11 protein-coding genes are annotated in these 11904 nt (G+C 70.0%); 6 read left to right on the top strand and 5 right to left on the bottom strand.

The genetic code is table 11. The features are described from left to right. Window positions 1-90: 90 nt before the first annotated feature. Window positions 91-768, top strand: a complete 678-nt coding sequence (locus NCCP_RS04625) for a Crp/Fnr family transcriptional regulator (protein WP_149956068.1) — start codon at window positions 91-93, stop codon at window positions 766-768. 124 nt (window positions 769-892) lie between these two features. On the opposite strand, the gene NCCP_RS04620 is transcribed toward NCCP_RS04625, so the two are convergent. The 3 genes from NCCP_RS04620 to NCCP_RS14920 are packed head-to-tail and all read right to left on the bottom strand — an operon-like array spanning window position 893 to window position 2514. Beyond that, on the bottom strand, window positions 893-1816 hold the full coding sequence (locus NCCP_RS04620) for an NUDIX hydrolase (protein WP_149956150.1): 924 nt from the start codon (window positions 1814-1816) through the stop codon (window positions 893-895). Window positions 1817-1859: 43 nt separating this feature from the next. Then, complete coding sequence (locus NCCP_RS04615; protein WP_149956067.1) at window positions 1860-2336, bottom strand: RidA family protein; 477 nt, start codon at window positions 2334-2336, stop codon at window positions 1860-1862. Window positions 2337-2358: 22 nt separating this feature from the next. Continuing rightward, window positions 2359-2514, bottom strand: a complete 156-nt coding sequence (locus NCCP_RS14920) for a Sp36 family protein (RefSeq protein WP_172627294.1) — start codon at window positions 2512-2514, stop codon at window positions 2359-2361. Between the two features lie 37 nt (window positions 2515-2551). Between NCCP_RS14920 and NCCP_RS04610 the strand changes: the two genes are divergently transcribed. The 3 genes from NCCP_RS04610 (at window position 2552) to NCCP_RS04600 (ending at window position 7449) form a co-directional block, all read left to right on the top strand. Then, on the top strand, window positions 2552-4828 hold the full coding sequence (locus NCCP_RS04610; RefSeq protein WP_225873675.1) for a transglycosylase domain-containing protein: 2277 nt from the start codon (window positions 2552-2554) through the stop codon (window positions 4826-4828). Beyond that, the gene (locus NCCP_RS04605; RefSeq protein WP_149956065.1) at window positions 4818-5780 is read left to right on the top strand and encodes a metallophosphoesterase; all 963 of its coding nucleotides are present in this window, start codon (window positions 4818-4820) and stop codon (window positions 5778-5780) included. Before NCCP_RS04610 ends, NCCP_RS04605 begins: the two co-directional genes overlap by 11 nt. 454 nt (window positions 5781-6234) lie before the next feature. Beyond that, the gene (locus NCCP_RS04600; protein WP_172627293.1) at window positions 6235-7449 is read left to right on the top strand and encodes a helix-turn-helix domain-containing protein; all 1215 of its coding nucleotides are present in this window, start codon (window positions 6235-6237) and stop codon (window positions 7447-7449) included. Window positions 7450-7621: 172 nt separating this feature from the next. On the opposite strand, the gene NCCP_RS04595 is transcribed toward NCCP_RS04600, so the two are convergent. Both NCCP_RS04595 and purD read right to left on the bottom strand, forming a co-directional pair. Continuing rightward, complete coding sequence (locus NCCP_RS04595) at window positions 7622-8527, bottom strand: phosphoribosylaminoimidazolesuccinocarboxamide synthase (RefSeq protein WP_149956063.1); 906 nt, start codon at window positions 8525-8527, stop codon at window positions 7622-7624. Next, entirely contained in the window at window positions 8527-9813 is a 1287-nt protein-coding gene (purD, locus tag NCCP_RS04590) for a phosphoribosylamine--glycine ligase (protein ID WP_149956062.1), read from the bottom strand. Before purD ends, NCCP_RS04595 begins: the two co-directional genes overlap by 1 nt. A gap of 203 nt (window positions 9814-10016) precedes the next feature. On the opposite strand from purD, the gene NCCP_RS04585 reads away from it, so the two are divergent. Both NCCP_RS04585 and NCCP_RS04580 read left to right on the top strand, forming a co-directional pair. Further along, window positions 10017-10640 carry a class I SAM-dependent methyltransferase gene (locus NCCP_RS04585; protein WP_149956061.1) on the top strand — a complete coding sequence of 208 codons (624 nt, stop codon included), beginning with the start codon at window positions 10017-10019 and terminating at the stop codon, window positions 10638-10640. A gap of 211 nt (window positions 10641-10851) precedes the next feature. Beyond that, window positions 10852-11856 (top strand): asparaginase, encoded by a 1005-nt coding sequence (locus tag NCCP_RS04580; RefSeq protein ID WP_149956060.1) that lies wholly within the window; start codon window positions 10852-10854, stop codon window positions 11854-11856. The last annotated feature ends 48 nt before the right edge of the window (window positions 11857-11904 follow it).

Here is an 11904-nt window from a genome sequence, read left to right as displayed (position 1 = left end):
ATCAAGGTTTCCGGCCTGTGGAAGGTGTCACAGGGCTGCCAACATGCGGCACAATGGGAGGAGCGCCAAACACACGTGACAGGAGAATTCATGGATATCGAGGTACTGCGCCGGGCCCCCCTCTTCGCAACGTTGGGCGATGAGGTGTTCGCAGCCCTCACCGATGAGCTGACCGAAGTCGACCTTTCCCGCGGGGCGTCGGTCTTCCGCGAAGGAGACCAGGGCGACCAGCTCTATTTCATTGTCTCCGGAAAGATCAAGCTGGGACGCACCGCTCCCGACGGCCGTGAAAACCTGCTCGCAGTGCTCGGCCCGGGCGAGCTTTTCGGCGAGATGGCGCTCTTTGATCCCAGCCCCCGCAACGCCACCGCCACCGCGGTCTCCGAGACACGCCTGGCCGGCCTGCGCCACGAGAACCTCCGCAAGGTCATCCAGAGCAACCCCGAGGTTTCCGCCCAGCTGCTGCAGGCCCTGGCCCGCCGCCTGCGCCGCACCAACGAGTCGCTGGCCGACCTTGTCTTCTCCGACGTCCCCGGCCGCGTGGCCAAGGCGCTGCTGGACCTGGCCGACCGCTTCGGCCGTCCGGCCACCGACGGCATCCTGGTCGCCCACGAACTCACCCAGGAGGAACTGGCCCAGTTGGTCGGCGCTTCCCGCGAGACGGTCAACAAGGCCCTCGCCGAGTTCGTCCAGCGCGGCTGGCTGCGCCTTGAGGCGCGCGCCGTGGTGATCCTGGACATCCAGCGCCTGCGCCAGCGCTCCCGCTAGGCGGCACCGGCCAATGGACGGCGGCGCGGAACCCACCGGTTCCGCGCCGCCGTCCGTTTCCGCACCTAACCTATGAAGCTGCCCTCCCGACCCAAAGCTGCCCGTCCCGGGGCTGCGCTCCAACTCAGCGGCCGCGCGTGCGCCTGCCGCCCTCGCTCGCGGTGCTGGCGGTGACGTCGAGGTAGAAGTCCCCGTCCATCTCCACCAGGCCGGGGTGGTAGCTCTTCAGGTCGCGGCGGTGGGACAGGTAGGCCACCGTGCCGCGGGTGGTGGCAATCTTCTCAAGGATGACCTCCACTGCCGGGGTGGTGATTTCGCTCAGGGGCCGGCCCCTGGTATCCGGCTGGCCGACTTCGTCCCCCAGCGCCGCCGTCGCGCGGGCGGCGACCACGTCCGCGGCCGCCTTCCACTCCGCCCAAACCCCCTTGCCCCGCAGCAGCGTCGGCTCCTGGTGCAGCGGCACGGCCGCGGCGAAGTACCAGGTGTCGAAGCGGCGGTGCGCGAAGTCGGGGCTGATCCAGTGGGAGAGCGGGCGCAGCAGGTCGGTGCGCAGGCCCAGTCCGCGCAGGGCCAGGACCTGGGAGAAGGGCTTGTCCTGGCCGGCGACCGCCTCGCGGACCTCCATCCACTCGTCGGTGGAGGAGTTCTCCACGGTGGACAGGCCGTCAGTACCGGCGAGCAGGACGCCGGTCTCCTCGAAGAGTTCGCGGATGGCGCAAACCACGTAGCTGCGGGCCACCCGGTGGTCCAGGATGCCCAGCCGGGCCGCCCATTCCCCGGGCGTGGGGCCAAACCACTCGACGTCGTCCTCGTCGCCGGGCACGAAGCTCCCGCCGGGAAAAGCCACCGTGCCCAGCGGGGACTGGCCCGGCCGGTAACCCAGATACGTCTCGACTCCCCGGCCGCTGTCCCGCACCAGCACCACGGAGGAAGCGCGGCGGACGCTGCGCGGGGTGCGGGCCCCGTGAGTCACCCAGCTGGCAGCGGCCTCGCGCTGCTCCGGGGGCAGGTGGTATAGACGGCGCAGGAGCCCGTTCGGCGGACGGATGGGATCCGCCGGGGGCTCCTGCGCGCGTTCGTTCGGCTGTGGGTCAGCTGAATTCGGCAACCAGCTCGACCTCGACCGGGGAATCCAGCGGAAGCACCGCCACGCCGACGGCGGAACGGGCGTGGGCCCCGGCCTCGCCAAAGACGCTGCCCAGCAGCTCGGAGGCACCGTTGATGACGCCGGGCTGCCCGGTGAAGGCCGGGTCGGAGGACACAAAGCCCACGACCTTGACGATCCGGGTGATGCGGTCGAGGTCGCCGATGACGCTCTTTACCGCAGCCAGGGCATTGACGGCACAGGTCGCGGCCAGTTCCTTGGCTGCGGCCGGGTCGACGCCCGCACCGACCTTGCCGGTAACTGGGAGTTCGCCCTTAATAAATGGCAGCTGGCCGGACGTGTGCACCAGGTTGCCGCTCACCAGGGCGGGCACGTAGGCGGCGACCGGCGCGGCAACCTCGGGAAGCTCGAGTCCGAGCTCAGCGAGGCGGCGTTCAACGGCGGAAGTGGGCTGGTTTTCCAAGGTTTCTCCGGTTCTTTCGGCGTTACGGCTTGGGGCGCTTGAGGTAGGCCACCGGGGCGTTCCCGTCGGGGCCGGCGATGACGGTGACAAGCTCCCAGCCGTCCTCTCCCCACTGGTCGAGGATCTGCTTGGTGGCGTGGATGATGAGCGGTAGTGTCGCGTACTCCCATTTGGTCATAACGGATAGGGTAGCCCGTCCTTGTAAACTGGGGAGTATGGCCCCTCGCAAGTCTCCCTTCTTTGATACGGCTACCACCCTGGGCAAGATCGTCGCCTTCTTCGGTGTGAGCGCGCTCTGTGGCGTGCTCGCCGCCGGACTGCTGGTTCCCGCCGCTTCCGTCGCGGGCGCCAGCGCCACCGCCGGCGTCGAATTCTTCAAGGCCCTTCCGGCGGAGCTGCGCCAGGAGCCGCTCTCGGTGCCGTCGAGGATCCTGGACTCCGACGGCAAGACGATCGCCACCTTCTACGCCGAAAACCGCGTCCCGGTCACTTTGGACAAGGTCTCCCAAGCGATGCAGGACGCGATCGTCTCCATTGAGGACGAACGCTTCTACCAGCACAGCGGCGTCGACCTGCGGGGCATCACGCGTGCGGCGATGCACAACCTGACCAGCTCCTCCCAGCAGGGCGCCTCCACGCTGACGCAGCAGTACGTGAACAACGTGCTGATCAACGCGGACAGCCTCAACGGCGTGAGCCAGGAGGACCTGACCATCTCCGGTACCAAGTCCTACGCCGACAAGCTGCGGGAGATGAAGCTGGCCATCGCGGTGGAGAAGGAGTTCACCAAGGAACAGATCCTCCAGGGCTACCTGAACATCGTCCTCTTCTCCGGCACCACCTACGGCGTCGAGGCCGCCGCCCAGCGCTTCTTCTCCGTCCCGGCCTCCAAGCTGGATATCCGGCAGGCGGCGCTGCTGGCCGGCATGGTCCAGCTGCCCAATGTCTACAACCCCATCAAGAACCCGGAGGCGAGCCTCAAACGCCGCAACGTGGTCCTGGGCGCCATGCTCAAGACCGGGTCGATCACCCAGGCGGAGTACGACGAAGCCGTGGCCTCCGACCTGGGCCTGAAGGTCAAGGACGTGAAGTCCGGCTGCGTGGGTGCCAAGACCGCCGCCTATTTCTGCGACTACGTCACCCACCTGATCCTCGCCGACAAGGCCTACGGCGAGACCCCGGAGGACCGCACCAACCTCCTGTACCGTGGCGGCCTGACCATCAAGACGACGCTGGACAGCCGGCTGCAGAACGAGGCAGAGGCCGAGGTCGAGAAGGCCGTGCCCGCCGACGACTCCTCCAACGTGGGTACGTCGATCGTGTCCGTGGAGCCGGGCACGGGCCGGATCCTCGCGATGGCGCAAAACAAGATCTACGGTCCGCAGGAAGGCTCCAAGTACACGGAGTACAACTTCAACGTGGAGAAGTCCATGGGCGGCGCCGGCGGCTTCCAGGGCGGTTCCACGATGAAGCCGTACACCACCATCGCCTGGCTCGAGTCCGGCCGGAACATGTGGGACACCGTCAACGCCACCCGCGACTTCTACCCCAACTCCTTCCCGTGGAAGGCCTCCTGCCTGCCCCGCGGCTACACCTACGCGCTGACCGACGACGGCGGGTGGACCGTGAACAACGCGACCGCCGGCTTCAAGCGCTCCATGACGGTGGACTACGGCCTGTACTGGTCCATCAACACGGCCACCGCCGCGCAGGCCTCCCAGCTGGACCTGTGCGACATCGCTGACGCCACCGAGCGCCTCCACCTGGTCGACGGCATTACCGGCGAGGCCCAGGATCCCTCCAACCCGTCGTTCATCCTCGGCACCACCAACGTGACCCCGCTGGCCCAGGCCGCCGCCTTCGCGGCGCTGGCCAACGAGGGAGAGTTCTGCGCCCCGCGCGCGCTGGTCTCCGTCAAGGACGCCGCCGGGAACAAGTACAAGGTCCCGGAGGAGGACTGCGAGGATGCGATCGACCCGGAGGTCGTGGCGAACCTGAACGGCACGCTGTCCAAGATCGCCGGACAGCGCGTGGCCAAGGGCACCATCAATGTCCCGGTCGCCGGCAAGACCGGCACCAACAACGGCGCCTCCTCCACCTGGTTCGTCGGCTACACCACTGGTGTCTCCACCGCGGCCTGGGTGGGCCGCTACACGGACCTCGCCCCCACAATGGGCATGCGGATTAACGGTGTCAGCCGCGAATGGGTGGACTCGGCCACGTTCGCCGCGCCCATGTGGCTGAGCTACATGAAGGACGTGGTGGGCTACTACCCCGCGGAAAGCCTTGGACAGGCCGACACTGCGCCCGCTCCCGTGCTCCCCGACACCCCCGCAATCCCGCAGGCCCCGGCGCAGAACCCCGACTCCCCCGTCCAGGGCGGCACCGTCCCTGAAGCTCCGGCCACCGGGGACGGGACCGGCGGCGGCGGGAACGGCGGCGGGAACGGCGGCGGCAACGGAGATTCCGACGGCACCGGCGATGAAGACTAGCGCCGCCGCGAGCGGCCTGGGCAGCACCCTGCGCGCCGCGGCAGCCAGGACCGCCTACGGGGCGGGGGCAGCGGCCGCCCTGGCCGGCGTCGTGGCCGGGTACGGCCTCTGGGAACGGAACCAGTTCGGGCTGCGCCATGAGACCCTGCCGCTGCTGCCCCCGGGTGCCGCACCGTTCCGGGTGCTGCACCTGTCCGACATCCACATGGTCCCGGGCCAGGAGCTGAAGCGGCGCTGGCTGCATTCCCTGGCGGAGTTGCGCCCGGACCTGGTGGTGAACACTGGGGACAATCTCAGCCACCGGGAAGCCGTGCCGGACCTGCTGGAAGCCCTGGCGCCGCTGATGACCTTTCCGGGCGTGTTCGTGCCGGGGTCCAACTGCTACTTCGCCCCGCGGCCGAAGAACCCGCTGCGCTACCTCAAAGGCCCCTCCGGTCCGCCGGCGAACCATCCCGCGTTCGAGCTCCCGTGGCGGGAGATGCACCGGGCCTTCGGCGCGGCTGGGTGGGCGAACCTCACCAATAAGGCCATCTCCATTCCCTTCCCCGGCCTGCGCCTGGACTTCAGCGGCGTCGACGACCCGCATCTGGGCCGGGACCGCTTCGCCGGCTGGCCGCGTGGCTCCTCCACCTCCAGGGAGGCCCCGCACCTGCGCATCGCCTTGGCCCACGCCCCCTACCAGCGGGTCCTGGACTACCTGGCCGACGCCGGGGCGGACCTGATCCTGGCCGGCCACACCCACGGGGGGCAGGTTTGCCTCCCGGGGTACGGGGCCCTGGTCTCCAACTGCGACCTGCCCACCTGGCGTGCCCGGGGCCTGAGCGTATGGGAGCACGGCGGCCACCAGGTCCCGCTGAACGTCTCGGCAGGCATCGGCACCTCCCGCTTCGCCCCGGTCCGGATCGCCTGCCGCCCCGAAGCGGTGCTCCTCACCCTGACCCCCCGCAGCTGACCCTGGAACGCCAGCGGCCCCCGTCCCGGATTCCTCCGGGACGGGGGCCGCTGGTCTGGGGCGGTAAAAATCTCCGCCGCCCTGACAGATAAGCCTTAGTAAGTCGTGGGCTCTTCCGAGTGGGGCCATTCACCCACAGCGACAGTGGTCTGGCCTCCGCCATGCGGCCACTCCCCCACGGACGCAAAGCTTGCTCCGACAATAGCGGCAGCAACGCCAACCGCGGCAATCAGCTTCTTCATCTGTTCTCCTCCAGGAGTTCGTGGTGTACGGCGATATCCGCCAGCGGCGCGATGTTTACGAGTAGCGCACCACTTAACATTCATTGTAAATTGGTACAAACGCTTGGCGTCAAGGAATGGACACCTTACGGCGCGTCGCGACATGTGAGGGCCTTGGGGAGGGCCTACGAGTTTAATAAGGGGTCAAATTGGGGATAAAGTTCGGCGAAAAGTTGCGCAACGCTCGCCTGCAGCACAAGATGACGCAAGCCCAACTGGGTGCCGGAAAATACTCGACCAGCTACATCTCGCTGCTGGAAACCGGGAGCCGGGAACCGACGATGGAGATTATCTCCGAACTGTCGGCCCGCTTGGGCATGGACCGCGAGGTCATGGAATCCTGGAACACTCCGGTCTCCCCCGACGAGGCCGAATTCGTGCTCCTTGAGCACCGCGCCCGGCAGTCCTACACGGCCCGCGAATACACCGACGCCGAGGCCAGCGCCGCCGAGGCCGCCGTCGTGGCCCTGCGCCTGAAGAACGCCAGCGCCTGGTGGAACATGATGTTCCTGCGCGCGGAGGCGCTGCGCGACCAGGGCCGCTTCGAGGAATACCGGGCGGCTGCCGAGGAAGTACTGGCCCACCCGCTGACCGAGGAGTCGCTCGCGCTGAAGGTCCGTGCCGAGACCCTCGTCGCGAATGCCTACCTGGGCCTGGGCCGGTTGCATCTGGCCGTCGACCACGCGCTTACCGCCGTGGAGCTCGGCGGGGACCTGCCCCCGCACTCGCTGATCCAGATCTCCGCGCTGTTCGCGCTGGTCGCATCCCTCGCTGAATCCGGCCAGCTGGAGGAGGCCTGGCGAACCTGCCAGACCCTGTCCGCGGCCGTGGCCGAGGGCGCTCCGCGCCAGACCGCCGGCAATGCGTACTGGGCCATCGGCAACGTGGCCTTCAAGCGCCAGGACATCGAGGCGGGGCTGGAGAACCACCAGCTGGCGGCCCAGCGGCTGCTCCCCGCCAGCGACATCGAACTGTGGGCGCGCTTCAACAAGGCCTCGGCCAGCATGCGGCTGGCCGCCGGAGTGGTGGAGCCGGAGACCCTGGAATGCCTCGAGCGGGCGGAACTCGCGCTGAGCGTCATTGGCGGCACCCTCAATGACAAGCTGGAGCTGCAGCTGATCCGCGCGCGGTGGCTGCACCTGAACGGCGACGTCGAGGCGGCGCTGGAACAGCTCAGGCCGGTGGAGGCCAACCGCGACGCGCTGCCCCCGAATTTCCAGGGCGAGCTGGACCTGCTCAGCGCCCGCTGCCTGATGGGCCTGGGGCGGGGCACCGAGGCCCTGGAGCAGCTGCGCCGCGCGCAGATGGTCTTTGCCGAAGCCGGCGCGCCCAACCGCGCCGCGATTGCGATTGAGCTGGCTACGGAGATCCGCGCGGCCAACCGATAGCCCCGGCGGAATCACCTGCGAAAGGCCCCGGACCCGGCGGCTTTCCCTTAAGGACGGCAGGGCCCCTTAAATACGGCAGGGCCGTTGCAGCACCCAAGAGACCGGGTGCTGCAACGGCCCCCGCAAGGCGCCGTCCTCCGAGGCCACCAAAGGACGGCGGGGATGCGCTTGCCTAGGCCGTGAACGTGCGCCCGGTCAGGCGCTCGTAGGCCTCGACGTAGCGGGCACGGGTGCGCTCAATGATGTCCTGGGGCAGCGCGGGGGGCTGCTCGCCGGAGGACTTGTCCCAGCCGGACGCCTCCGAAGTGAGCCAGTCGCGCACGAACTGCTTGTCGAAGGACGGCTGGGCCTGGCCCGGCGCGTAGGTCCCGGCGTCCCAGAAGCGGGAGGAGTCCGGGGTCAGCACCTCGTCGCCGAGGGTGATGGCTCCCGTGGCCGGGTCCGTGCCGAACTCCACCTTGGTGTCAGCCAGGATGATGCCGCGGGAGCGGGCAATCTCCTCCGCGCGGGTGTAGACCTCCAGGGTCAGCCGCGCCAGCTCTGCGGCGTTGCTGGCACCGATGCGCTCCTCCACCTCGGCGAACGTGATGTTCTCGTCGTGCTCGCCGACCTCGGCCTTGGCGGAGGGGGTGAAGATGGCCGGTTCCAGGCGGGAGCCGTCCACCAGGCCCTCGGGCAGCGGCAGCGAGCATACGGTGCGGGAGGCCTTGTACTCGGCCAGGCCCGAGCCGGTGAGGTAGCCGCGGGCGATGCATTCGATCGGGAACATATCCAGCTTCTTGCACACCATCGCCCGGCCGGCCACGGTCTCCGGGACGTCGGTGGAGATGACGTGGTTGGCGATCCCCTCCAGCTGCTCGAACCACCACAGGCTCAGCTGGGTGAGCACCTTGCCCTTGTCCGGGATCTCGGAGGTGAGCACGAAGTCGTAGGCGCTGATGCGGTCGCTGGCGACCACCAGGACGCGGTCGGCCTCCGCGGCGGGCACCCCGGCCGGCACGTAGAGGTCGCGCACCTTGCCGGAGTAGACGTGGGTCCAGCCCGGCAGCTGCAGGGTCTCGGTCTTGAAGCCGGCCATTACGCGGCACCTCCCGACACGGTGATTTCGCCGTTGGCCGCCTTGAGGGCGATGTCGGTGCGGTGCTGGGCACCCTTCCACCCGATCTCGGCCACGCCGGCGTAGGCCTTGGCGCGGGCCGAGTGCAGGTCGGCGCCCAGGCCGACCACGGCCAGGACGCGGCCGCCGGCCGTGACGGTCTCGCCGTCGTCATTGGTCGCGGTGCCGGCGTGCAGCACGCTGACGCCCTCGATCGCGGCGGCCGCCTCCAGTCCGGAGATGGGGTCGCCCTTGACCGGGGAATCCGGGTAGTTGGCCGCGGCCATGACCACGCCCACGGCGGTCTCGGGGCGCCAGTGCAGCTGCTCGGCGTCGTCGAGCTTCCCCGTGGCGGCGGCCATGAGCAGCCCGCCCAGGGGGGTCTTCAGGCGGGCCAGCACCGGCTGGGTTTCCGGATCGCCGAAGCGGGCGTTGAATTCGATGACGCGGATGCCGCGGCGGGTGACCGCGAGGCCGCAGTAAAGCACGCCGACGAACGGGGTGCCGCGCGCGGCCATCTCGCGGATGGTCGGGTAGGCAACGCGCTCCATGACCTCGTCGACGAAGCCGGCCGGCAGCCAGGGCAGCGGGGTGTAGGCGCCCATGCCCCCGGTGTTGGGGCCCAGGTCTCCGTCGAAGATGCGCTTGAAGTCCTGGGCTGGGGCCAGCGGGACCGCGTGCCTGCCGTCGGAGATGACGAAGAGGGAGACCTCGGGGCCGTCGAGGAACTCCTCGATGACCACGGACCCCCCGGCGGCGAAGCAGGCGTTGGCGTGGGCCAGGGCCTCGGCGCGGTCCTCGGTGACCACCACGCCCTTGCCGGCGGCGAGGCCGTCGTCCTTGACGACGTACGGTGCACCGAAGGCGTCCAGCGCGTCGGCGGCCTCCGCCTCGTTCACGGCCACGCGGGCCATGGCGGTCGGGACGCCCGCCTCGGCCATGACGTCCTTGGCGAAGGCCTTGGAGGCCTCCAGTTGGGCCGCGGCCCGGGAGGGCCCGAAGACCGGGAACCCGGCCTCCCGCAGGGCGTCGGACACACCCGCGGCGAGCGGGGCTTCCGGGCCGATGACCACGAGGTCGGAACCGAGTTCGCGGGCCAGCGCGACGACGGCGGCAGGATCCTGCGCGTCCACCGCGTGGACGGGAACGTCCTGGGCGATGCCGGCGTTGCCGGGGGCGCAGTGCAGCTCCGTGACGTACGGGTCGGCCTGCAGGGAACGGACGATGGCGTGTTCGCGGCCGCCGGGGCCGATGACGAGAACCTTCACGAGATACAAGCGTACCGGGCGAGGGACCCGCGCCGAGCGCCAGCGAGGTGCGGGAGCCCGGGACGCGGTACCGGGCGAGGGACCCGCGCCGAGCGCCAGCGAGGTGCGGGAGCCCGGGACGCGGTACCGGGCGAGGGACCCGCGCCGAGCGCCAGCGAGGTGCGGGAGCCCGGGACGCGGTACCGGGCGGCTACGCTGGGCGGATGGGAAACGATGCTGGTAAGCGCAAGGAATCGCTGTGGGAGGCGCAGGTGCGCCGCAACCCCGGCCACTCGGAATGGTACATCCAGCGGTTTGAGCAGATGCGGGCCGAGGGCGTGGACCTGCACGGGGAGGCTCGGCTGGTCGATGCGATGGTGGCACGCGGCAGCCGCATCCTCGATGCCGGCTGTGGTCCGGGCCGGGTCGGCGGCGAGCTCGCGCGGCGGGGCCACACCGTGGTGGGCGTGGACCTCGACCCGGTTTTGGTGGCCGCTGCTGCCAAGGACCACCCTGACTGCACCTGGCTGGAGGGCGATCTCAGCGAACTGGACCTGCCCGCGGCGGGCATCGCCGAACCGTTCGACCTGATCGTGTGCGCGGGCAACGTGATGGCCTTCCTGGCTCCGGGCACGGCCCCCGAGGTGCTGGCCCGCTTCGCCGCGCACCTGGTGCCGGGTGGACGCGCCGTGGTGGGTTTCGGGGCCGGGCGCGGCTACGAATTCGGGCAGTTCTTCGCCGACGCGCAGGCTGCGGGCCTGGCCGTGGACCTGCGGCTGTCCACGTGGGACCTGCGGCCGTGGGAGCCCGACTCGGACTTCCTGGTCGCGGTCCTGTCCAAGCGCTAGGACAAAGCAGCCCGTGCCCCCGCCCTCCCGGGACCCCGGCGTTACGGACCCTCCCACGCCCCGCACGCTCGGCGCGGGCCCCTCGGCTCCTACCGTTACGGACCCTCCCACGTCCCGCACGCTCGGCGCGGGCCCCTCGGCTCCTACCGTTACGGACCCTCCCACGCCTCGCACGCTCGGCGCGGGCCCCTCGGCTCCTACACTTAGGCCTATGCCCGAAACCTTTGCCTCCGCCCACGCCGTGGATCTCGCCGTCGTGGACCGAAACGGGTTCGTGGAATCCCGCCACTGCGGTTCCGCCGTCGTTTTGGACCCGGCAGGCCGGGTCGCAATAGAACTGGGGGACATCGCCACCCCGGTCTTCCCGCGTTCCGCGCTCAAGCCCTTCCAGGCGCTGGCCTCGATGCGCGCCGGGGTCCCGCTGCGCGGCGCCCAGGTGGCGCTGGCCTGCGCCAGCCACGTGGGCAGCGCCGCGCACCGGGAGGTCGTTGCGGGCATGCTCGCCGCGGCGGGCCTGGACGCGGACCACCTGCGCTGCCCGTCCGCCTGGCCGGGCGAGGAGGGCGAGCGCATCGAGCTGATCCGGGCCGGCCTGGGCAAGTCGGCCTTGGCCTTCAATTGCTCCGGCAAGCACGCGGCGTTCCTGTGGGCCTGCGCCGAGAACGGCTGGGATACCGGGACCTACCTGGAACCGAACCACCCGCTGCAGCGCCTGGTGCTGGAAACAATCGAGGAGTTCGCCGGCGAGACCGTGGCGCACGTGGCGGTGGACGGCTGCGGCGCCCCCGTGCCGGCGATTTCGCTGCACGGGCTGGCCCGCGCCGTGCGCACTCTGGCGAAGGCCCCCAGCGACAGGCACGCCGACGCCCGCGCCGCGACCATTGCGACCGCGATGCTCGACTACGCGTGGGCCGTGCAGGGGCAGGGCCGGGAGAACACCGTGGTGATGGACGAGTTAGGCGTCCTGGCCAAGTTCGGCGCGGAGGGCGTGATGGTGCTCGGCGCCCCGGACGGAACCTCCTGCGCCCTCAAGGTGCTCGACGGCAACGGCCGGGCCGCGACGCTGGTGGGCCTGAACCTGCTCGCCGCCGCCGGCGCCGTCCCGGCGGCGAAGGTCGCGGCCGTACTGGACAAGGTGATGCGCCCGGTGCTGGGGGGCGCGGCGCCGGTGGGCGGGATCCGCCTGGCCGCACCGGTCGCCACCCTGCTGGACTGACGCCGCCAACGCCCGGAGACAACCGGAGACAAGACGGCCCCGGAAAGG

It is taken from the genome of Zafaria cholistanensis (genome assembly GCF_008580665.1).
GTDB classification, from domain to species: Bacteria; Actinomycetota; Actinomycetes; order Actinomycetales; family Micrococcaceae; genus Zafaria; species Zafaria cholistanensis.
This window is presented reverse-complemented; position numbering and strand designations above follow the sequence as displayed.

Excerpts from the sequence above, each read along its gene's own strand:
- NCCP_RS04625 (WP_149956068.1), top strand. The coding sequence starts at position 91 with ATGGATATCGAGGTACTGCGCCGGGCCCCCCTCTTCGCAACGTTGGGC.
- NCCP_RS14920 (WP_172627294.1), bottom strand. The coding sequence starts at position 2,514 with ATGACCAAATGGGAGTACGCGACACTACCGCTCATCATCCACGCCACC.
- NCCP_RS04610 (WP_225873675.1), top strand. The coding sequence starts at position 2,552 with ATGGCCCCTCGCAAGTCTCCCTTCTTTGATACGGCTACCACCCTGGGC.
- NCCP_RS04605 (WP_149956065.1), top strand. The coding sequence starts at position 4,818 with ATGAAGACTAGCGCCGCCGCGAGCGGCCTGGGCAGCACCCTGCGCGCC.
- NCCP_RS04595 (WP_149956063.1), bottom strand. The coding sequence starts at position 8,527 with ATGGCCGGCTTCAAGACCGAGACCCTGCAGCTGCCGGGCTGGACCCAC.
- NCCP_RS04585 (WP_149956061.1), top strand. The coding sequence starts at position 10,017 with ATGGGAAACGATGCTGGTAAGCGCAAGGAATCGCTGTGGGAGGCGCAG.
- NCCP_RS04580 (WP_149956060.1), top strand. The coding sequence starts at position 10,852 with ATGCCCGAAACCTTTGCCTCCGCCCACGCCGTGGATCTCGCCGTCGTG.